Origin of the sequence: Brevundimonas poindexterae (assembly GCF_020524625.1) — a bacterium.
In the GTDB taxonomy this organism is placed as follows: domain Bacteria; phylum Pseudomonadota; class Alphaproteobacteria; order Caulobacterales; family Caulobacteraceae; genus Brevundimonas; species Brevundimonas poindexterae_A.
Genome location: NZ_JAIVLL010000002.1, coordinates 320,730 through 338,561, shown reverse-complemented (window position 1 = coordinate 338,561; position 17,832 = coordinate 320,730). Strand labels below are relative to the sequence as shown.

Below are 17,832 nucleotides of genomic sequence, written 5' to 3'. Positions count from 1 at the left end.
TCTCAACAGCGCAGAGCAATCCGCATGCTGAAACGCGTCTCCGCCCTCTTGGTTGCCATTGTTCTTGGAACCAGCCTGATCACCGTCACTCCCGGACGGGCCCAGGATGTCTACTGGCAGTGTGTAACCTTTGCGCGGCTCGCGTCCGGCATCGATATCTACGGTGACGCCTGGACCTGGTGGCGTCAGGGGACCGAGCGTTTCCGCACCGGCAATCAGCCTGAGACCGGCGCGGTTCTGGTGTTCCAGCCCCACGGCCGCATGACCCGCGGTCACGTCGCCATGGTCTCCGAAGTGCTGACCGATCGCGTCATCCGCGTCACCCACGCCAATTGGGGCGGCAGCCGCGGCAAGATCGAGGAGAACGTCACCGTCGTCGACGTCTCGGCCAACGGGGACTGGAGCGCGGTCAAGGTCTGGTACGCCCCGATCAACGACCTCGGCTCGAGCGTCTATCCGATCTACGGATTCGTCTACAAGGAGCCCCTCTCCAGCGCGACCCCGCTGCGTCAGGCGGCCCTGCCGGAGACTGCCTCGGAGTTCGGCTTCGGCCAGCCGTGAGGGCGGCATGACCCGCCCCATCACCTATGCCGGCTATCTGGCGCTGGATGACCTCCTGGCGTGCCAGCACCCGCTGTCGGACCAGCATGACGAAATGCTGTTCGTCATCATCCACCAGACCAAGGAACTGTGGCTCAAGCAGATCCTGCGCGAGCTGGCGCTGGCCCAGCTTCTGGTGCGCGCCGGCGATCTGGTCCCCGCCTACAAGAGCATGGCCCGGATCAGCCGCATCCAGGCGGTCATGACCCAGAGCTGGGACATCCTGGCCACCCTGACCCCGGCCGACTATCTGCGTTTCCGCGGCGTGCTGGGCACCAGTTCGGGCTTCCAGAGCGATCAGTTCCGCCGGGTGGAGGCCATGCTGGGCCTCAAGGACGCGCGCTTTCTGGCCTGGCACGAGGACCGGCCCGAAGCCCATGCGGCGCTCAAGGCGGCGATCGAGGCCCCCAGCCTCTATGACGACGCCCTGCACCAGCTGGCCCGCGCCGGCTTCGACCTGCCGTCCGAGGTGCTGGAGCGTGACATCAGCGCCCCTTACGCGCCCCATCCGGCGGTCGAGGCCGCCTGGCTGGCGGTCTATCGTGAGCCCGAACGCTACTGGCCGCTCTACCAGCTGGCCGAAAAGCTGGTCGACATCGACGACGCCCTGCTCACCTGGCGGCACAAGCACGTCGTGACCGTCGAGCGCATCATCGGTCGCAAGACCGGCACCGGCGGCACCGATGGCGTCGGCTATCTGACCGAAACGCTGAAGCGTCGCTGCTTCCCCGAACTCTGGTCGCTTCGGACGCAGCTCTGAGTCAGGGCTGTGAGGGCATTCGTCAGCCCCCTATGACCTGCTGCCGGTACGCCCGCAGGTATTCTGTCAGGTCAGTGTCGAAGCTCGCACCCCGGGAAGGAACCAAGCCCCTGCACGCATATGCCAAGGCCGTACCATTGGGTGATCGAGGCGAAACCGGTTCCCAGGAATCGTCTTCCCATCGCTGACGCGTCAGTATGTTTCCGTCCTCGTCATAGGCCGCCACATGAGTGGTTCGGCTCAGGGATTTGTCACAGTCAAACTCAATTGCGCTGTCAAAACGCGCGATCCTGTAGTCCCCAGTGATCTCTGCAGCCGCGAAGATCATCGTCAGATGGGCTATATCGCCGTATCTATCGGCGGATCCTCCTGAGAGAATGACGACGCTCTCATAGTCCATTTGGACAACGTAGTAAGGCGGCTCTGCCCATGGCCTCCGCAGGACCGGGATCAGCAAGGGGGGCGGTTGAGCGCTTGAGGGATTGTCTTGTGCCAGCGCTGGCGGCGTAAGCGCCAGCGCAGCGACCATGCCGGCAAGCATCCCTGAAACGACGCGCATAGGTACCCCTCGTACGGACCAGCCCCTCATGGAGGGCCATACCTTCCATGGCCTTCAAGCAGTCCGCAAGACCGGTACGGGGAGCACCGAGGGCTCGGCTGTTTGATCGAAACGCTGAAGCGGCGTTGCCGCCCCGCGCCCGGATCCTTCCGCAGCCCGGCAACCCTCGGGGCCGTCCCGGCATTTCTCCTGCGGGGAGAGATGCAGGAACAGGAGGTCACCATGGCCCGACTGGATATCTCACAGGCCCGCTCGCACGATATCGATGTGCTCAGCCGCCTGATCGACGTGACCCGCGACAGCGCCGCCGGGTATCGCGACGCGGCGCGCGATAGCCGCGATACCGCCCGGGCAGAGCGCTACGCCCGACGTGCCGATCATCGCGAACAACTGGTCGAACGGCTCAAGGCCGCTGTGCAGGAGCTCGGCGGCGCGCCGGCCGAAGGCGGAACCCTGCTGGGCAAGGCCCACCGGGCCCTCATGGACGTCAAACATGCCCTGCTTCGCGATGACGACACCCTCGACGGCTCGATCCGTAATGGCGAGGCCTGGCTGGTCGACACCTGGGAGGCCGCCCTCAACGATCCCGACCTCAGCGAGCCGGTGCGCGAGGTGATCCGCAGCGGTTTTGAGGTCATTGACCCGCATCCGGGCGACCGCAAGGACCATCTGATCCCACCGAACGATCAGCCGATGGCGGGCTAGCCACCGCTTGCGGGCACGACAAAGGGCTCCGGCGGCCGCCGGAGCCCCCAGTCAGGACAGTCGTTGGACCTACTCTTCCAAGACCCAATCGCGATAAACGGCGATCACGTCGTTCGGGTCGCCGCCCACTTCGCTGTCCTCGGGGATGACACCGTTGCAGGCGATGCCCATGAAGGTGGCGTTGTTGCTGTTTTCAGCGACCGCTTCCCACGGCGAATCGTCGTCGATCGCGCCCATGAAGCCGCCGCTGACGTCATAGCCGGCAGCGCCGGGCGTGCGGTAGGTCGAGTTCGAGCAGTTGAACTCATAGGCCATATCCAGACGGGCGATGCCGCTCTTGGCCACCTCATCCGGATGGGCGCCCATGATGATGGTGATGCTGGCCATATTGCCCGACTTGCGGACCGAGCCGCCCGAGGCGATCGTCAGGGCGTCGTCGCTGGCATCGATGATGTAGTACGGGGCGGAAACCGGCGGGGCCGACTGGGCGTGCGCGCCCGCGATCCCGAAGGTGGTGGCGGCCAGCGTACCGGCGGCGAGGGCAAGGGCGAGGCGCATGATGATCTCCTGAACAGGCGTCTGCTTGAATTCATAACCCGGCTTTTTGAAATCCGACAGGGGGCGGGCGCCCGGCGTCAGGTTCAGTCATGCGCGGCCCTCAGACAGCAAAAAGGCCCCGGATCGCTCCGGGGCCTTTCCTGTCCTTGCGGACGTCGATCTTACGCTTCGGTGTCCGGGGTCTCGGCCTTGCCGGTTTCCGGGACGGCGACGCCCTTGGTCGGGCGGACGGTCTGGCGCTCGGCGATCCGGGCCGACTTGCCGCGACGGTCGCGCAGATAATAGAGCTTGGCCCGGCGCACGATACCGCGGCGCTTGACCTCGATGGATTCGATGTTCGGGGACAGGATCGGGAATTTCCGCTCCACGCCCTCGCCGAAGCTGATCTTGCGGACCGTGAAGGTCTCGTTCACGCCGCCACCCGAGCGGGCGATGCAGACGCCTTCAAAGGCCTGGACGCGCTCGCGCTCGCCTTCCTTGATCCGCACATTGACGCGCAGGGTATCGCCGGGCTGGAAAACCGGGATCTCGCGGGCTTCGAGCAGGCGGGCTTTTTCTTCGGCAGCAAGCTGCTGGACGATGTTCATGTCACTCTCCGTCGGGCTTTTGCGCCCTTTAGCTGTCAGTTGGCGAGGCGATCAGCCTCGCGGGGTGGTCTTGTCCGCAAACGCCGCCCACAGGTCGGGCCGTCGCTCGCGGGTGGTCTGCTCCCGCTGTTCCTGGCGCCACCGTGCGACCTTTTGATGGTCACCCGACAGCAGGACCTCGGGAATGTCGTGCCCCTCAAACGTCCGCGGTCGCGTGTACTGCGGATGCTCCAGAAGCCCGTCCTCGAAACTCTCACTCTCCAGACTGGCCGCCTGGCCGAGGACGCCGGGCAACAGTCTTACGCAGGCCTCGATCGCCACCATCGCCGCCGCCTCGCCACCGGCGAGGACCGCGTCGCCGACCGCGACCTCCTCGAACCCGCGCGCGTCGAGCACCCGCTGGTCCACCCCCTCGAACCGGCCGCACAGCACGACGAGACCGTCGGCCGTGGCCCAGTCCTTCACCCGCGCCTGGGTCAGGGGCCGCCCCCGGGCGCTCATGTACAGAAGGGGTCGTTTGGGGCCATCCAGACTGTCGAGAGCCCGGGCGACCACATCGGCCTTCAGCACAGCTCCGGGGCCGCCACCCGCAGGGGTGTCGTCCAGGAAGCCGCGCCTATCGTCGCTAAAGGCCCGGATGTCAACCGTTTCGAGGCTCCACAGCCCGCGCTCGCGCCACGCCGTGCCGATCAGCGACACGCCGAGCGGCCCCGGAAACGCTTCCGGAAACATGGTCAGAACGGTGACGGGCCAAGGCATGACGCTCACGACACCCAGGTCTGTTCGCATTCGCCGACGGTCCAGCCGGCAAAGCCCGAGATCACCCGGCAGCGCACGCCCATGCCGGCCAGCGGGCCATGCATGATCCCGCTCCGGATCGACGCGCCGCGTCCGTCATAGATCGGCCGGCCAAAGCTGACCCATTTCTGCCGCTCGCGCGGATCGCCGCCAGCCTGTTCGTCATAGGGCTCGAACGCCAGACCAAAGTGGCTCCAGTCGCACTGCGGATCAAAACCCGGATCGAACTTCACCGGAGGCGGCAGCCGGTCGGTGGTGTTGAACCCATAGTGCTCCTTCGCCACCGCCGCGATCACGGCACAGTCATCGCCGGTCCCACCGTTCGACGGGCCGTCGGGGGCAAGAGTAGTCGCGCAGCCCGACAGGGCGACGGCGGCACACAGGGCCAGCACAGCTTTCATCCGCCTATCCCTTTCGCATCCCGCTGATGGTGCGGTTCGGGGCGATATCCTCGGCCGAGGTGATCAGGTGGACCAGTGCCGGAACCTGACGGGCCTGCGCGGTCTCGCGGGCGGTCTGCAGGGCGCCGGCGAAATCCGCCGTGGTCTCGCAGCGAATGCCAAAGGCGCCGAAGGCCTCGGCCCATTTGACGAAGTCGGGGTTCTTCAGGTCGGTGGCGATCACCCGTTCTGCTCCCGGATAATGGCCCTCCTGGTGCATGCGGATGGTGCCATAGGTCGAATTGTCGACCACGATCACCACGGGGTTCAGCCCGTGCTGGACGGCGGTGGCCATCTCCTGACCGGTCATCATGAAGTCGCCGTCGCCGGCCACGCAGACCACCTCGCGGTCGGGATGGACGGCCTTGGCCGCCAGGGCCGCTGGCCAGCCATAGCCCATGGCGCCTGACGTCGGCGCCAGCTGGGTCCGGCACGCCCGGTGGCGATAGAAGCGATGCAGCCAGGCGGCGAAGTTTCCGGCCCCGTTGGTGACGATGGCATCGGCGGGCATGACCTCGCCCAGATGCTTCATGCACAGGCTCATATTGACAGCGCCGGTCACCTCGACCGGGGTCGAGAAGGCCTCGAAGTCGCTGTGGGCGGTCTCGCCCTGATCGTGCCAGGTGCGGCCCGGCTCCAGCTGCGACAGGGCCAGCGCCGCCAGACTGTTGTCGGCCACGGCGGACGTCAGCGTCGGCCAGACGCGGCCCAGCTCCTCGGGTCCGGGATGGATATGCACCAGCACCCGGGCGGTATGGTCGCGGTCGAACAGGGTGTAGCCCTGCGTCGGATTCTCTCCCAGCCGCGCGCCGATGGCGATGATCAGGTCGGCCTCGCGCGCCCGCGCCATCAGCTTCGGATTGCAGCCCAGCCCCAGATCGCCCGCATAGTTGGGGCGGTCATTGGCGATGATGTCCTTCCGCCGGAACGAGCCGGAGATCGGCAGGCCCAGCGCCTCGGACCAGGCCGCCAGCGCATGGGCCGCCTCATCGGTCCAGCCCGAGCCCCCGACGATCAGCAGCGGCCGCTCCGCCTTGGCCAGCCGGCTCTCGATCTCGCGCAGGGTGGCAGGGTCCAGCGCCGCGCGCGCCGGGGTGACGGGCCGGACCGGCGCCGGTCCGCCGTCGTCGTGCAGGATGTCCTCGGGCAGGGCGATGACCACCGGCCCCATCCGCCCCTGCAGCGCCGTGGCGATGCCGCGCTCGACGATCTCGACGGTGCGTTCCGGGCTCTCGATCTCGGTCGCCCATTTGGCCAGTCCGCCGAACACCTCGCGATAGTCGACCTCCTGAAACGCGCCCCGGCCCCGGTCGGTCAGGGCGATCTGGCCGACGAACAGGATCATCGGCGTGGAGTCCTGATGCGCCGTGTGCACGCCGATCGAGGCGTGGGTCGCGCCCGGCCCGCGCGTAACCATGCAGACGCCGGGCTTTCCGGTCAGCTTGCCGTAGGCCTCGGCCATATTGGCGGCGCCCGCCTCGTGCCGGCAGGTGATGACCCGGATCTGGTCGCGCACATCGGCCAGGGCATCCAGCACCGCCAGATAGCTTTCGCCGGGTACGCAGAAGACGGTGTCGATGCCGTTGGCGACCAGGGTCTGGACCAGCCGGTGGGCGGCGCTTGTACGGGCGGTGTGGGCGGTGTGGCTCATGCCCCTGCTGCTAGCAGATCACAGCCTGTCTTGACCATCGCCCGGGCGTGCAACCCGCCGTGCAGATCGGCGTTTGAGCTTGGCCATAAAGGAGCTTGACCATGCGCAAGATCATCACCCTCGCCCTCATCGCCTCGGCCCTGGCCGTTTCGGCCTGCAACACCATCTCCGGTTTTGGCCGCGACGTGGAAGCCGTCGGCGACGCTGTGACCAACAGCGCCGAAGACGCCAGGAACTAGGCCTCGACCTCATAGTCGACCCGGTCGAGGTACAATCCCTCGGCCGGGGCCACGGGCCCGCAGGCGGCCCTGTCGCGCGCTTCCAGCACGCGCGCCACATCCTCCACGGCCCAGCGGCCCAGCCCGACTTGGACCAGCGTCCCGGTCATGGAGCGCACCTGCCGGTGCAGGAAACTGCGCGCCGCAAACACCAGATGCACCTCCTCGCCGACCCGCGTGACGGTCGCCACGTCCAGTGTCTTGAGCGGCGAGGCCGACTGGCAGTTCACATCGCGAAAGGTCGTAAAGTCGTGCAGGCCGACCAGCGCCTGCGCCGCCGCTTGCATGGCCTCTGCATCGAGGGGCTTGCGCACATGCCAGACCCGCCCCCGGTCCAGCGCCGGCGGGGCCGGGCGGTTCAGGATCCGGTACAGATAGCCCCGCCCGGTCGCCGAGAACCGCGCATGCCAGTCGTCCGACACAGGTCGGCATGCCAGCACCGAAACCGGCTCGTCCGCCATATGGGCGTTCATGGCGTTCATGACCGTCTGGGCGGGCCAGTCGCGGGTCAGGTCGACATGCACCGTCTGGGCCGTGGCATGCACGCCGGTGTCCGTCCGCCCGGCCGCCGCGATCCGCACCGCCTCTCCACTGAAGGCCAGGATGGCGCGCTCCAGCGTCCCCTGCACGGTCGGCAGATCGGCCTGGGCCTGAAAGCCGCAATAGCCCGACCCGTCATATTCCACCGTCAGCCGGTAGCGCGGCATGGCGTTTCTCCCCTACCGCTCGCCGCGCGGCGGCTCGCTACTAGAGGGGAGGACCGTTCCTGCCGGAATGGCGAATCCGCGCAGCATGTCCTCCGCGCCCTGTGCCGCCTTGCCCGGGCGCTGCACCCGCTCCAGTCGCACCGCGCCATCCCCGCAGGCGATCGTCAGGGCGTCATCCAGCACCGTGCCTGCCGGGCCCGACCCTTCGGCCAGACCGGACATGAGCGCCTTGATGCGCACCGGCCCCTCGTCGCTCTCGACCTCGAACCAGGCCCCTGGAAAGGGCGACAGGCCGCGGATATGGGCATCCACTTCGCGGGCCGGCCGGGTCCAGTCGATGCGCGCCTCCGCCGGGCTGATCTTCTTCGCATAGGTGGGCTCGCCGACCTGCTCCACAGGCCGGTCGCCGCCGCGCTCCAGCGCCGCCAGCGCCCGGGGCCACAGGCCCGCCCCGATGTGCGCCATCCGCTCCGACAGGCTGGCCGCCGTGTCGCGCGGGCTGATGGCCACCGTCTCGGAGAGCAGCACCGGCCCCTCGTCCAGCCCCTCGGACATCTGCATGATCTGCACGCCCGTCTGGGCGTCGCCCGCCATGATGGCCCGCTGGATCGGCGCCGCCCCGCGCCAGCGCGGCAGCAGCGACCCGTGCAGGTTCAGGCAGCCCATCCGCGGGGCCTCCAGCACCTCGGGCTTCAGGATCTGGCCATAGGCCACCACGCAGGCGGCATCCAGATCGAGGCTGCGGAACGTCTCGATCGCCTCGGCCGCCTTCATGCTTTCCGGCTTAAAGACCGGCAGGCCCAGGGTCTCGGCGAACGCCTGGACGGGGGAGGGGGTCAGCTTCATGCCCCGCCCGCGTGGCCTGGGCGGCTGCGAATAGACGGCCACCACCTCATGGCCCGAGGCCACCAGTTCAGCCAGCGAGGGCACGGCGAACGCAGGCGTTCCCATGAAGGCCAGACGCATGAAAAATTACCTCGGGTAAGCCAGACGGGGAGCCGACGGGAGCGGCAGACCGGGGAGTGTGATCAATCCCAGCGCGTGAAGACGCCGCCGCCTTCGTCCCACTCGCCACCGGTGTCGAGCGTGTCGTCAAAGTCCAGCAGCCGGTCGATGATGACCCCGGCAATCACGCCCAGCGCGCCCACGGCCAGCAGGGTCGCCACACTGCCGATGCCGATCTTCTCCGACCGGGTCAGGCGGCGCCGTCCACTGGGATCGACGATCCGGTCCCGCGAGCGCTTCAGGGGGGTGCGTTTCGGGGCGCGTCGGGTCATCAGGCAGCCATCCGGGCGAGCTTCTTGACCTTGGCCACGGCCCGCTCGCGCTTCAGCCGTGACAGATGGTCGATGAACAGCACCCCGTTCAGGTGGTCCATCTCGTGCTGGATGCAGACGGCATAGAGGCCGTCGACCTCTTCCTCGACGGTCTCGCCATTGTAGTCGAGATACCGGATACGGGCGCGGGCCGGGCGCTGGACCTCGTCGAAATACTCCGGCACCGACAGGCAGCCCTCCTCGTACGGAGCCGTCTCGTCAGAGGTCCACAGGATCTCCGGATTGACGAAGTAGCGGGGATTCTTGCGGTCCGCGTCCTCGGCGTCCTCGGCCACGTCCGCCTTGTCGGCCAGATCCATGACGATCACCCGGCGCAGGTCGCCGATCTGCACGGCGGCCAGGCCGATGCCCGGCGCGGCGTACATGGTCTCGAGCATGTCATCCATCAGGGTGCGCAGCTCATCGGTGACCGGCCCCTCGACCGGCTCGGACACGCGCTTCAGAACCGCCAGATCGGCAGCATTGTCGATGGTCAGGATACGTCGGATGGCCATGGGGTCGAGGTAGGCTCGATACCCCCAAAGGTCAAGATTTCCGAGGGTCGCAGCGTCGCTGTAGAGGCTGTTGTAACGATTTCGCGCGACACTCCGGGGCATGAGCGCTACGGCCCTGCCCTTCCGGTTTTATGACGCCGTAGCGTCCCACGAGCGGTTCGCATCCGGTCGACCCGGCGGCCTGCGGCTGATCCTCCGTTTCGGCAGTCTTTGCGGCGTCATGTTGCAGCAGCGGGACCTGCGCGGAGCCGACCTGACCGGGTGCAATCTCGAGAGCGGTCGTCTGGCTGCCGCCCGTCTGGACGAGGCCACTCTCTACTGCTGCGACCTCAGGAGGGCTGATCTGCGGGCGGCCAACCTGACCAATGCCGACCTGCGCGGCGTCAGCCTGAAGGCGGCCAACCTGTACGGTGCCTGTCTTGACGGGACCGATTTTCGTGATGCGCGCCTCGCCAAGGTCCATGCAGACGGCCTGTTCCGGGTGTGGAGCGCCGATCCCGAGCGCGAGCACCAGCGCTTCGGCCCGGACGGAGAGGTGCGGCTGGGCGTCGATTTTCGCCACGCGTCCATGAAACGTGCACGGCTGGGCGGGGCCCGGCTTCAGGGCGCGGACTTTAGCGGCGCCAATCTGACAGGGGCTTCGCTCGACGCTGCCGTGCTTGAGGGAGCGACCTTCAATGACACCATCCTGACCGGCGTCAATCTGGAGCGGGTCCACCTCGATCCGGCCGCGCTCGCCCGCTGTGTGCGGGACCCGGATGCCGCTGCTCTCGCCCGGTCAGCCCCGCTCAGGGAAGCGGTCGACCGATTTGAGGCCTGGGTCCAGGGGAGCAAGCGCACCGGGGCCGATGAAGACTTTTCCCACGAGGACCTCCGTCCTCTGGGGGACGCCCTGTCCGGCCGAAAACTGGCGGGTCTGTCCGCGTCGGGCGCGCGGGCCATCGACGTCCGTTTCACGGGCAGCCTGCTGGCGGGCGCGAATTTCCGCGACGCTGATCTGCGCGGCGCCGACTTCCGCAACTGCGATTTGCGGGGCGCCAATTTCCGGAACTGCCGTCTGGGGTTCGCGGATTTCCGGGGTGCGGATCTTGGACCGCTCGTCATGCGTGACGGGCGGCGTCTTGAGACCGGCTTCGACGGAGCCGTCCTGTTGGGGGCGCTTTTTGATGGCGCGAACCCGGCGCTGCAGGCCACAGCTTCTCCTGAGGCGGTCGCAGTCTAGACAGACAGGTCCGGCAAGGGCCGCGGCCGCAGGTCGTCGCCGATGGCGACATAGGTGAAGACGCCCTCGGTCACCCGTTCGGACCGGGCGTGGGCCTGGTTGCGGGGCCGTTTCCACGCCTCGACCCGCACCCGGATCGAGCTGCGTCCGGTCGAGACGATCTCGGCATAGATGGAAACTTCGTCGCCCACCGACACCGGCTTGTGGAACACCATCCCGTCCAGGGCGATGGTCACACAGCGCCCCTGCGCCCGCTCGAACGCCGGGGTCGCCCCCGACAGGTCCATGTGGGCCAGCAACCAGCCGCCGAAGATGTCACCCTCGGGGTTGGTGTCCGCCGGCATGGCGATCACCCGGCCAACGGGCATCCCCGCGGGCAGTTCGGCCTCATCGTTCATCTGGAATGTCCGTCTGGAAGGGCGGGTCTGGAAACCCGGATTGACTGGCGCACCCGACAGGATTCGAACCTGTGACCTTTGCCTTCGGAGGGCAACACTCTATCCAGCTGAGCTACGGGTGCGGGTCAAGGAGGCGGTGCTTATCGTATCGCGGGGCGGGCCTCAATCCCAAAGCGCAAAAGGTGCGGCCCGATTGTCCGGCCCGAAAGTCCGGCCTTGGCGCCACGCCGTCCGGGCCTTAAGCCTTGGGTCTCTGCTACGGGAGGTTCAGTCTCATGCGTTCACCGTTCCCCGGTCTTTTGGCCGCCGTCGTCGTCCTGCTGGTCGCGGCCTGTGCCAGTGTCGCGCCGCCCGCTGCGGATCGCGAGGCCGCGCTGAACGTGATCGCCGAGGACTATGTCCACCTGATCCTCGAGATCGGCGAGCATGAGCCCGGCTATGTCGACGCCTATTACGGTCCGGAGGAATGGCCGGCGGAGGCCAAGGCCGAACTGCGCTCCGTCCCTGAGCTGACCGCTGCGGCCACCACCCTGCTGGCCGAGATCGAGGCGGTGCCCGAGGCGGGCCTGACCCCCGAGCTGCGCCAGCGTCGCGCCTATCTGCGCGCCCACGTCTCGGCGGCCCACGCGCGGCTTCGCATGATCGCCGGGGAGACAATGGGCTTTGCCGATGAGGCCGAGGCCCTGTTCGGCATCCGCCCCGAACTGCGCCCGCTGGAAAGCTTCGATCCCGTGCTGGCGCGGCTGGACGCCCTGCTGCCGGGCGAGGGGTCGATCAACGCCCGCCTCGGCGCCTTCCGGGGCGGCACCGCCATTCCGCGCGACCGTCAGCAGGCCGTGATCGAGGCCGCCATCGCCGAGTGCAAGGCCCGCACCGAGGCCCATATCGACCTGCCCGCAGGCGAGAACTTCACCCTCGAGTTCGTCACCGACAAACCCTGGTCGGGCTACAACTGGTACCAGGGCCAGTCGCAGAGCCTGATCCAGATCAATGTCGACCAGCCGATCTCGATCGAGCGCGCCATCGATCTCGGCTGCCACGAGGGCTATCCCGGCCACCACGTCTACAACATGCTGCTGGAGAAGACCTTCGTCCGCGAAAAGGGCTGGGTCGAGATGAGCGTCTATCCGCTCTACAGCCCGATGAGCCTGATCGCCGAGGGCAGCGCCAACTACGGCATCGACCTGGCCTTCCCGGGCGAGACGCGCGGCGACTGGGAGCGCGCGGTCCTCTATCCGCTGGCCGGCCTCAACCCCCAGAAGGTCGAGCTCCAGACCGCCATCCTCGACATCACCCGCGAACTGGCCCGCGCCGAATACACCATCGCCGACGACTATCTGTCCGGCCGCGCGGACCGCGAGACCACCATCCAGCACCTGATCAAATACGGCCTGCACAGCCGCGGCTCGGCGGAACGCCGCATCCGCTTCATCGACACCTACCGCAGCTACATCATCAACTACGGCCTCGGCCGGGACATGGTGCAGGACTGGGTGGAGTCCCAGGGCCCCGACCACTGGTCGACCATGGAACGCCTGCTGGGCAGCCAGATCCTGCCGACTGATCTGCTCTGACTAACCGTCTCCTCCCCATCTTGATGGGGAGGGGGACCGCGTAGCGGTGGAGGGGCTCTTCACCGGATGCACACCCCTCCAGAGCCCCTCCGTCTCGGTGGCTATCGCCCCCGATCCACCTCCCCAACTTCGTTAGGGAGGAGACAGAAAGCCCGTCATCCTCGGGCTTGACCCGAGGATCGGTGCCGCCCGCGACGGGAGACGGTCTGGATGGACCGATCCTCCGATCAAGTCGGAGGATGACGATGGGCTAAAGGGCACAGCTATGAAAGCAGCGTCGAAATTCCCCAACCCTTTCAACACCCCCACCATTTCCCGCCCCGACTTCCTCGCCTCACTCCGGGCCTGTGCAAACCTCCTCCCGTCCCGTCGCGCGGAGGGCTCGTAAGGCCTGCGACCTTGTGAGTGGCGGGAGCGATGGAGCGGGGTTGGAGGACGCCCACACCCGGCTTTCGGGCCTCAAGCAGCGAGGCTCCGCGAGCCGAGCGATAGGCCCACCTTCAAACACCCTCGATCTCCGCCTCCGGGTGCGTGATCGAGGCAAGGGTCGAGGGGGATACTCGGCCGTTCCGGGACTGAACGCAGGTTCAGCCCGCCCGTCGGAGGCGCTGCGGTAAGGCCCGAATACGGCCACCCGACGCAAGCTTCCGGAAAACCACCGCGCGGAGCGTCGGTCTTCGTCGAAACGGTAATACTCATCTTCTCCGGGCGAAGGCCCGGCGCTCCGCCTGCCCTCCACCCTCCGTCGCGCGCGGCGAGAGGCGCTCAGGCTCGTCAGGAGAACCGTGAAAGCGTCACTGCGCCAGCATGCCGCCGTCGATCTTGAACTCGCTGCCGGTCACGAATTTGGACTCGTCCGAGGCCAGATAGACCACGCACCAGGCCACATCGTCGGGCTCGCCGATGCGCTTCATCGGAATGCCGCGCGTCAGCCGCTCGTGGGCCTTGGCCTCGTCGCCGCCGGCCATGGCGATGAAGGGATCGAGGATCGGCGTCTTGATGAAGACCGGGTGCACCGAGTTGCAGCGCACGTTCCAGTCCTGCTTGGCGGCCTCCAGCGCGATGGTCTTGGTGTACATCCAGACGGCGGCCTTGGTGGCGTTATAGGCCCCCATCCCCGGGGCGGCGGCCAGTCCCGCCACCGACGACAGGTTGATGATCGACGCCGGCGCGGAGGCCCTGAGGTGCGGCATGGCGTGCTTGCAGCCCAGCATGATGCTCTCGATGTTGACGGCCTGGACCTTGCGCCAGTTCTCAAGGCTGTCGGCCTCGGCATAGCGCAGCTCGCCGCCGATCCCGGCATTGTTGATCAGCACCGACAGGCCGCCCATGGCCGCGACCGCATCGGCCACCACCCGCACCCAGTCGTCCTCGCGGGTGACGTCCTGGGCGAAGGCAAACACCCGCCCCGGGTGATCTGCCGCCAGCCGGTCCCGCAGGGCCTCGACCGTACCGAGGTCCAGATCCGTCAGGGCAACGCTGGCGCCTTCCTCCAGCAGGCGCAGGGCCATGGCCTGGCCCAGTCCGCCGGCGGCCCCGGTGATCAGGATGGTCTTGTCCTTGACGCGATCGGTCATGCGCGGGCTCCCATGGCGGCGGCGACGGTGTCCATGAAGCGGGCCAGCTCGACATCCTTGTCGGTCACGCCCCCGGCATCGTGGGTGGTCAGCCTCACCTCGACGCAGTCGTACACATTGAACCATTCCGGGTGGTGGTCGCGCTTGTCCGCCATCAGGGCCACGCGGGTCATGAAGCCGAAGGCGGCGTTGAAGTCAGCAAAGCGGAAGGTCCGCTGGATGGCGTCGCCCTCGCCCGCATCGACCGACCAGTCCGTGAGGGTCTGGACGGCCTTTTCGGCCCCGATCGTCTCGCCCATGGCGTCACTCCCTTGTTGTTCCGCCCTCTATAGACCGCCCTTCGTCGCTTCCGAAAGGCGGGAACCGAATGGTCAAGCTTGTCGTTGCTTGCTCAGTTCGAGGGAGGTTTCGCATGGATGCGTTCACCGACAATCTGTGGCTGGCGACGCTTCGTCCCGTGGATCGCAAGCGGCTGGCTCCGCATCTGACCGAGCGCCCGTTCGACACGGGCCTGATGCTGTACGACATCGGCGAGGCCGTGGACTGCATCTGGTTCCCCCTGCACGGGGTGGTCTCCCTGATGACCGTGCTGGACGAGGGCCATGCCGTGGAGACCGCCGCCATCGGTCGCGAGGGTCTGGTCGGCGTCACCTGCGGTCCGCTGAACGGGCGCGCCGCGACCCGCGCCATCTGCCAGATCGAGGGCGTGGCCGCCTGCTGCGACGCCGATACCTTTGCCGAACTGCTGGCCGAGAGCGCGCCCATGCGCGCCGCCCTGTCCCGCTTCACCGAGGGGCTGATGGCCCAGGTCCAGCAGTCCGCCGCCTGCAACGCCCAGCACCGGCTGGACCAGCGCCTCGCCCGCTGGCTGCTGGCGACCCAGGATCGCACCGACAGCGCCCGGCTCGAGCTGACCCAGGCCGATGTGGCCGGCATGCTCGGCGTGCGTCGGGCGACCGTCAGCGAGGTTGGCGCCGAGCTGGAGGGCCGCGGCCTGATCCGGCGGGGCCGCGGCTGGGTCGAGGTTCTGGACCGCGACGCGCTCGAGGGGGCGGCCTGCGGCTGTTACGGTCTGGTGCGCGGGGTGATGGCCGATCTGGGCCAGCCGCGACGCGTGGCCGCCTGATCCGGAGTATGTGCCTGACGCCCGCGACCACACGGACCGGTGACGCCGCCGCACCGACAGGCTAAACCGCCCGCCATGAGCGCTTCCTCCCCCGATCCGTCCCTCTCGCCCTTCGGCTACCGCGACATGCCGCGCGACGAGAAGGTGCGCCGGGTGCGCGGCGTGTTCGACAGCGTCGCCCCGTCCTATGACCGGATGAACGACCTGATGAGCGGCGGCGTGCACCGCCTGTGGAAGGACGCCGCGGCCGCCCGTCTCAACCCCCGTCCGGGCGAGGTCATACTGGACGTCGCCGGCGGCACGGGCGATCTGGCCCTGCGCTATGCGAAACTGGCCCGCAAGGCTGCTGCCCGCAGCGGGGGCGAACCGGCCACCGTGCTGGTGCTCGACTACAATGCCGAGATGATCGCCGCTGGCCGGGCGCGCGAGGCCGGCGCCCGCGAGGCCTCGCCCGAGGTGACCTGGATGGTGGGCGACGCCCTGTCCCTGCCGCTGCCCGATGCCTCGGTCGACGCCTATTCGATCGGCTTCGGCATCCGCAATGTGGCCCGGATCGAGGAAGCCCTCGCCGAGGCCCGGCGCGTGCTCAAGCCCGGCGGTCGTTTCCTCTGCCTCGAATTCTCCCATCCCACCAGCGAGGCGCTGGCCAAGGCGTATGACGCCTGGTCGTTCCGGATGATCCCCCGCATCGGCGGCTGGGTCGCCGGCGATCGCGACAGCTACCAGTATCTGGTCGAGAGCATCCGCCGCTTCCCCGACCAGCAGACCTTCAAGGCCATGATCGAGCAGGCCGGCTTCTCGAATGTCAGCGTGACCAATCTGTCCGGCGGCATTGCCGCGCTGCACCACGCCTGGGCGATCTGACCCTGGCCCGTCTGTTCCGACAGCCTCCGCCTCCGCCCCGGACCCTGCCGGTGCGCCACCCGGTGGCCGCGGCCCTGCGCCTGATCGGCTGGGGCTGGATCCTGATCCGCCACGACGCCCTGTTGCCGCGCGAGATCACTCCGCTGCTGCCCGCCTGGCTGCGCCCCGTGGCGGCCCTGCTGCACCTGTTCTCGGGGCGCGAGGCCCGGACCGGCCGCCCCGGCGAGCGGGTCGGGCGCGCGCTTGAAAAGCTGGGTCCGGCCGCCATCAAACTGGGTCAGGTGCTGGCGACCCGGGCCGACATCTTCGGCACCCAATTCGCGCTCGATCTCGGCCGTCTCAAGGATCGCCTTCCGCCCTTCCCGCTGGAGCAGGCCCGCATCGAGATCGAGCGCGCCCTCGGCCGCCCGGTCGAGAGTCTGTTCGTCGACCTGCAGCCCGCGATCGCCGCCGCCTCCCTGGCCCAGGCCCACGCCGCCCATCTGCAGGACGGCCGCAAGGTGGCGGTCAAGGTGTTGCGCCCCGGCGTCGAGGGGCGCGTGGCCGAGGGGCTGGACGCCCTGCGCCTCGCGGCCGGATGGGCCGAGCGTTTCGTCGCCCCGGCCCGCCGTCTGGAGCCCCGCGCCTTTGTCGAGACCATCGCCCGCTCGATGGAGCTGGAGCTGGACATGCGGCTCGAGGCCGCCGCCGCCTCGGAAATGGGCGAGGTCATGCAGAAGGGCGAGGCCGGGGACGGCGCCCTGATGACCGCGCCCGGCGTCGTCTGGGACGGGGTCGGCAAGCGGGTGCTGACACTGGAATGGGCCGAGGGCCTGCCCATGACCGATCCCGCCTGTCGCGAACAGCCGGGGCTGGATACCGACGCCCTGGCCGACAATGTGGTGCGCGCCTTCCTGATCCAGGCGCTGGACCACGGCACCTTCCACGCCGACCTGCACGAGGGAAACCTGTTCGCCTACCCGCCCGCGCGGCTGGTGGCGGTCGACTTCGGCATTGTCGGCCGGCTGGGCAAGGAAGAGCGCCGCTACCTCGCCGAAATCCTCTGGGGCTTCCTCAGCCGCGACTATGACCGCATCGCCCGCGTCCATTTCGAGGCCGGCTATGTGCCGCCCAGCCATTCGGTCGAGGCCTTCGCCCAGGCCCTGCGCGCCGTGGGCGAGCCCGTGATCGGCAAACAGGCCAGTCAGGTCTCCATGGGCCGTCTGCTGGGCCAGCTGTTCGAGATCACCGCCCTGTTCGACATGCGGCTGCGGCCCGAGCTGATCCTGCTGCAAAAGACCATGGTCTCGGTCGAGGGCGTGGCCCGCCGCCTGAACCCCGACCACGACCTGTGGGCGGCCGCCCGCCCGGTGGTCGAGCGCTGGATCCGCCGCGAGCTGGGGCCGCAGGCCCAGGTGCGCGATGCGCTCGAGGAGGTCGTCACCGGCCTCCGCGCCCTGTCCCAGCGCCTGCACCGCGAGACCGACGGCGCCCCGGTCGCCCCGGTGGTCGTGGTGCCGCGCCCCTCCTGGTGGCCCACGGTTCTGTCAATTGTGGCGCTGGGTGCCGCAACGGCTGCCCTTGTTCTGTCGCTTTGACAGCGCAAATGTAGGGCAGT

Annotated in this window: 22 protein-coding genes and 1 tRNA gene; 9 read left to right on the top strand and 14 right to left on the bottom strand. The window is 68.2% G+C overall.

What is annotated here, in order from left to right; all coding sequences use genetic code 11:
• Positions 1 to 24 precede the first annotated feature (24 nt).
• Both LC068_RS07935 and LC068_RS07930 read left to right on the top strand, forming a co-directional pair.
• Entirely contained in the window at positions 25 to 561 is a 537-nt protein-coding gene (locus tag LC068_RS07935; protein ID WP_226636110.1) for a CHAP domain-containing protein, read from the top strand.
• A 7-nt stretch (positions 562 to 568) separates the two neighbouring features.
• Positions 569 to 1,360 carry a tryptophan 2,3-dioxygenase gene (locus LC068_RS07930; RefSeq protein ID WP_226636108.1) on the top strand — a complete coding sequence of 264 codons (792 nt, stop codon included), beginning with the start codon at positions 569 to 571 and terminating at the stop codon, positions 1,358 to 1,360.
• Positions 1,361 to 1,382: 22 nt separating this feature from the next.
• Here the strand turns inward: LC068_RS07930 and LC068_RS13910 are convergent, their stop codons facing one another.
• A complete protein-coding gene (locus LC068_RS13910) occupies positions 1,383 to 1,688 on the bottom strand; it encodes a surface-adhesin E family protein (protein ID WP_404825209.1) in 306 nt (101 codons plus the stop codon).
• A 453-nt stretch (positions 1,689 to 2,141) separates the two neighbouring features.
• Between LC068_RS13910 and LC068_RS07925 the strand changes: the two genes are divergently transcribed.
• Positions 2,142 to 2,624 carry a PA2169 family four-helix-bundle protein gene (locus LC068_RS07925; protein WP_226636106.1) on the top strand — a complete coding sequence of 161 codons (483 nt, stop codon included), beginning with the start codon at positions 2,142 to 2,144 and terminating at the stop codon, positions 2,622 to 2,624.
• Positions 2,625 to 2,693: 69 nt separating this feature from the next.
• Here LC068_RS07925 and LC068_RS07920 read toward each other — a convergent pair whose 3' ends face one another.
• The 5 genes from LC068_RS07920 to LC068_RS07900 all read right to left on the bottom strand — a co-directional run bounded on the left by LC068_RS07920 (position 2,694) and on the right by LC068_RS07900 (position 6,658).
• Positions 2,694 to 3,182, bottom strand: a complete 489-nt coding sequence (locus LC068_RS07920) for a surface-adhesin E family protein (protein WP_226636104.1) — start codon at positions 3,180 to 3,182, stop codon at positions 2,694 to 2,696.
• A 161-nt stretch (positions 3,183 to 3,343) separates the two neighbouring features.
• Complete coding sequence (gene rplS / locus LC068_RS07915) at positions 3,344 to 3,769, bottom strand: 50S ribosomal protein L19 (RefSeq protein WP_226636102.1); 426 nt, start codon at positions 3,767 to 3,769, stop codon at positions 3,344 to 3,346.
• A gap of 51 nt (positions 3,770 to 3,820) precedes the next feature.
• Positions 3,821 to 4,528, bottom strand: a complete 708-nt coding sequence (trmD, locus tag LC068_RS07910) for a tRNA (guanosine(37)-N1)-methyltransferase TrmD (protein ID WP_226637065.1) — start codon at positions 4,526 to 4,528, stop codon at positions 3,821 to 3,823.
• 5 nt (positions 4,529 to 4,533) lie between these two features.
• On the bottom strand, positions 4,534 to 4,968 hold the full coding sequence (locus tag LC068_RS07905) for a hypothetical protein (RefSeq protein WP_226636100.1): 435 nt from the start codon (positions 4,966 to 4,968) through the stop codon (positions 4,534 to 4,536).
• 4 nt (positions 4,969 to 4,972) lie between these two features.
• Positions 4,973 to 6,658, bottom strand: coding sequence for a thiamine pyrophosphate-binding protein (locus LC068_RS07900; protein ID WP_226636098.1), 1,686 nt, complete (start codon positions 6,656 to 6,658; stop codon positions 4,973 to 4,975).
• Between the two features lie 101 nt (positions 6,659 to 6,759).
• Here LC068_RS07900 and LC068_RS07895 point away from each other — a divergent pair, with 101 nt between their 5' ends.
• The gene (locus LC068_RS07895) at positions 6,760 to 6,897 is read left to right on the top strand and encodes an entericidin A/B family lipoprotein (RefSeq protein ID WP_226636096.1); all 138 of its coding nucleotides are present in this window, start codon (positions 6,760 to 6,762) and stop codon (positions 6,895 to 6,897) included.
• Here the strand turns inward: LC068_RS07895 and truA are convergent.
• From truA to def, 4 genes are all read right to left on the bottom strand, one after another.
• Positions 6,894 to 7,643 (bottom strand): tRNA pseudouridine(38-40) synthase TruA, encoded by a 750-nt coding sequence (truA, locus tag LC068_RS07890; RefSeq protein ID WP_226636094.1) that lies wholly within the window; start codon positions 7,641 to 7,643, stop codon positions 6,894 to 6,896. The two genes, LC068_RS07895 and truA, sit on opposite strands and share 4 nt — an antisense overlap.
• A gap of 12 nt (positions 7,644 to 7,655) precedes the next feature.
• On the bottom strand, positions 7,656 to 8,609 hold the full coding sequence (gene fmt / locus LC068_RS07885) for a methionyl-tRNA formyltransferase (RefSeq protein ID WP_226636093.1): 954 nt from the start codon (positions 8,607 to 8,609) through the stop codon (positions 7,656 to 7,658).
• A 62-nt stretch (positions 8,610 to 8,671) separates the two neighbouring features.
• Entirely contained in the window at positions 8,672 to 8,920 is a 249-nt protein-coding gene (locus LC068_RS07880; RefSeq protein ID WP_226636090.1) for a hypothetical protein, read from the bottom strand.
• Entirely contained in the window at positions 8,920 to 9,474 is a 555-nt protein-coding gene (gene def, locus LC068_RS07875; RefSeq protein WP_226636087.1) for a peptide deformylase, read from the bottom strand. The genes LC068_RS07880 and def overlap by 1 nt, the downstream gene beginning before the upstream one ends.
• Before the next feature lie 100 nt (positions 9,475 to 9,574).
• Between def and LC068_RS07870 the strand changes: the two genes are divergently transcribed.
• Entirely contained in the window at positions 9,575 to 10,696 is a 1,122-nt protein-coding gene (locus LC068_RS07870) for a pentapeptide repeat-containing protein (protein ID WP_226636085.1), read from the top strand.
• Here LC068_RS07870 and LC068_RS07865 read toward each other — a convergent pair.
• Both LC068_RS07865 and LC068_RS07860 read right to left on the bottom strand, forming a co-directional pair.
• Entirely contained in the window at positions 10,693 to 11,094 is a 402-nt protein-coding gene (locus LC068_RS07865) for an acyl-CoA thioesterase (RefSeq protein WP_226636082.1), read from the bottom strand. The two genes, LC068_RS07870 and LC068_RS07865, sit on opposite strands and share 4 nt — an antisense overlap.
• Positions 11,095 to 11,139: 45 nt before the next feature.
• Positions 11,140 to 11,216: transfer RNA gene (locus LC068_RS07860), tRNA-Arg, on the bottom strand.
• Positions 11,217 to 11,369: 153 nt separating this feature from the next.
• Between LC068_RS07860 and LC068_RS07855 the strand changes: the two genes are divergently transcribed.
• A complete protein-coding gene (locus LC068_RS07855; protein WP_226636080.1) occupies positions 11,370 to 12,668 on the top strand; it encodes a hypothetical protein in 1,299 nt (432 codons plus the stop codon).
• Positions 12,669 to 13,462: 794 nt separating this feature from the next.
• Here the strand turns inward: LC068_RS07855 and LC068_RS07850 are convergent.
• Positions 13,463 to 14,245, bottom strand: a complete 783-nt coding sequence (locus tag LC068_RS07850; protein WP_226636078.1) for an SDR family oxidoreductase — start codon at positions 14,243 to 14,245, stop codon at positions 13,463 to 13,465.
• Entirely contained in the window at positions 14,242 to 14,544 is a 303-nt protein-coding gene (locus LC068_RS07845) for a 4a-hydroxytetrahydrobiopterin dehydratase (RefSeq protein WP_226636076.1), read from the bottom strand. The genes LC068_RS07850 and LC068_RS07845 overlap by 4 nt, the downstream gene beginning before the upstream one ends.
• 113 nt (positions 14,545 to 14,657) lie before the next feature.
• On the opposite strand from LC068_RS07845, the gene LC068_RS07840 reads away from it, so the two are divergent.
• The 3 genes from LC068_RS07840 to ubiB all read left to right on the top strand — a co-directional run bounded on the left by LC068_RS07840 (position 14,658) and on the right by ubiB (position 17,812).
• A complete protein-coding gene (locus LC068_RS07840) occupies positions 14,658 to 15,371 on the top strand; it encodes a Crp/Fnr family transcriptional regulator (protein ID WP_226636074.1) in 714 nt (237 codons plus the stop codon).
• Between the two features lie 75 nt (positions 15,372 to 15,446).
• Positions 15,447 to 16,235, top strand: a complete 789-nt coding sequence (gene ubiE, locus LC068_RS07835; protein WP_226636072.1) for a bifunctional demethylmenaquinone methyltransferase/2-methoxy-6-polyprenyl-1,4-benzoquinol methylase UbiE — start codon at positions 15,447 to 15,449, stop codon at positions 16,233 to 16,235.
• Between the two features lie 44 nt (positions 16,236 to 16,279).
• Positions 16,280 to 17,812 carry a 2-polyprenylphenol 6-hydroxylase gene (gene ubiB, locus LC068_RS07830; RefSeq protein WP_226637062.1) on the top strand — a complete coding sequence of 511 codons (1,533 nt, stop codon included), beginning with the start codon at positions 16,280 to 16,282 and terminating at the stop codon, positions 17,810 to 17,812.
• The last annotated feature ends 20 nt before the right edge of the window (positions 17,813 to 17,832 follow it).

Bases quoted from the DNA above. Each gene is read 5' to 3' on its own strand.
- trmD (WP_226637065.1), bottom strand. From the start codon at position 4,528: ATGCCTTGGCCCGTCACCGTTCTGACCATGTTTCCGGAAGCGTTTCCG.
- LC068_RS07855 (WP_226636080.1), top strand. From the start codon at position 11,370: ATGCGTTCACCGTTCCCCGGTCTTTTGGCCGCCGTCGTCGTCCTGCTG.
- LC068_RS07925 (WP_226636106.1), top strand. From the start codon at position 2,142: ATGGCCCGACTGGATATCTCACAGGCCCGCTCGCACGATATCGATGTG.
- LC068_RS07935 (WP_226636110.1), top strand. From the start codon at position 25: ATGCTGAAACGCGTCTCCGCCCTCTTGGTTGCCATTGTTCTTGGAACC.
- LC068_RS07840 (WP_226636074.1), top strand. From the start codon at position 14,658: ATGGATGCGTTCACCGACAATCTGTGGCTGGCGACGCTTCGTCCCGTG.
- LC068_RS07905 (WP_226636100.1), bottom strand. From the start codon at position 4,968: ATGAAAGCTGTGCTGGCCCTGTGTGCCGCCGTCGCCCTGTCGGGCTGC.
- LC068_RS07895 (WP_226636096.1), top strand. From the start codon at position 6,760: ATGCGCAAGATCATCACCCTCGCCCTCATCGCCTCGGCCCTGGCCGTT.
- LC068_RS07845 (WP_226636076.1), bottom strand. From the start codon at position 14,544: ATGGGCGAGACGATCGGGGCCGAAAAGGCCGTCCAGACCCTCACGGAC.
- def (WP_226636087.1), bottom strand. From the start codon at position 9,474: ATGGCCATCCGACGTATCCTGACCATCGACAATGCTGCCGATCTGGCG.
- LC068_RS07850 (WP_226636078.1), bottom strand. From the start codon at position 14,245: ATGACCGATCGCGTCAAGGACAAGACCATCCTGATCACCGGGGCCGCC.
- LC068_RS13910 (WP_404825209.1), bottom strand. From the start codon at position 1,688: ATGATCTTCGCGGCTGCAGAGATCACTGGGGACTACAGGATCGCGCGT.
- fmt (WP_226636093.1), bottom strand. From the start codon at position 8,609: ATGCGTCTGGCCTTCATGGGAACGCCTGCGTTCGCCGTGCCCTCGCTG.
- LC068_RS07930 (WP_226636108.1), top strand. From the start codon at position 569: ATGACCCGCCCCATCACCTATGCCGGCTATCTGGCGCTGGATGACCTC.
- ubiE (WP_226636072.1), top strand. From the start codon at position 15,447: ATGAGCGCTTCCTCCCCCGATCCGTCCCTCTCGCCCTTCGGCTACCGC.
- LC068_RS07865 (WP_226636082.1), bottom strand. From the start codon at position 11,094: ATGAACGATGAGGCCGAACTGCCCGCGGGGATGCCCGTTGGCCGGGTG.
- rplS (WP_226636102.1), bottom strand. From the start codon at position 3,769: ATGAACATCGTCCAGCAGCTTGCTGCCGAAGAAAAAGCCCGCCTGCTC.
- LC068_RS07870 (WP_226636085.1), top strand. From the start codon at position 9,575: ATGAGCGCTACGGCCCTGCCCTTCCGGTTTTATGACGCCGTAGCGTCC.
- LC068_RS07900 (WP_226636098.1), bottom strand. From the start codon at position 6,658: ATGAGCCACACCGCCCACACCGCCCGTACAAGCGCCGCCCACCGGCTG.
- LC068_RS07880 (WP_226636090.1), bottom strand. From the start codon at position 8,920: ATGACCCGACGCGCCCCGAAACGCACCCCCCTGAAGCGCTCGCGGGAC.
- LC068_RS07920 (WP_226636104.1), bottom strand. From the start codon at position 3,182: ATGCGCCTCGCCCTTGCCCTCGCCGCCGGTACGCTGGCCGCCACCACC.
- truA (WP_226636094.1), bottom strand. From the start codon at position 7,643: ATGCCGCGCTACCGGCTGACGGTGGAATATGACGGGTCGGGCTATTGC.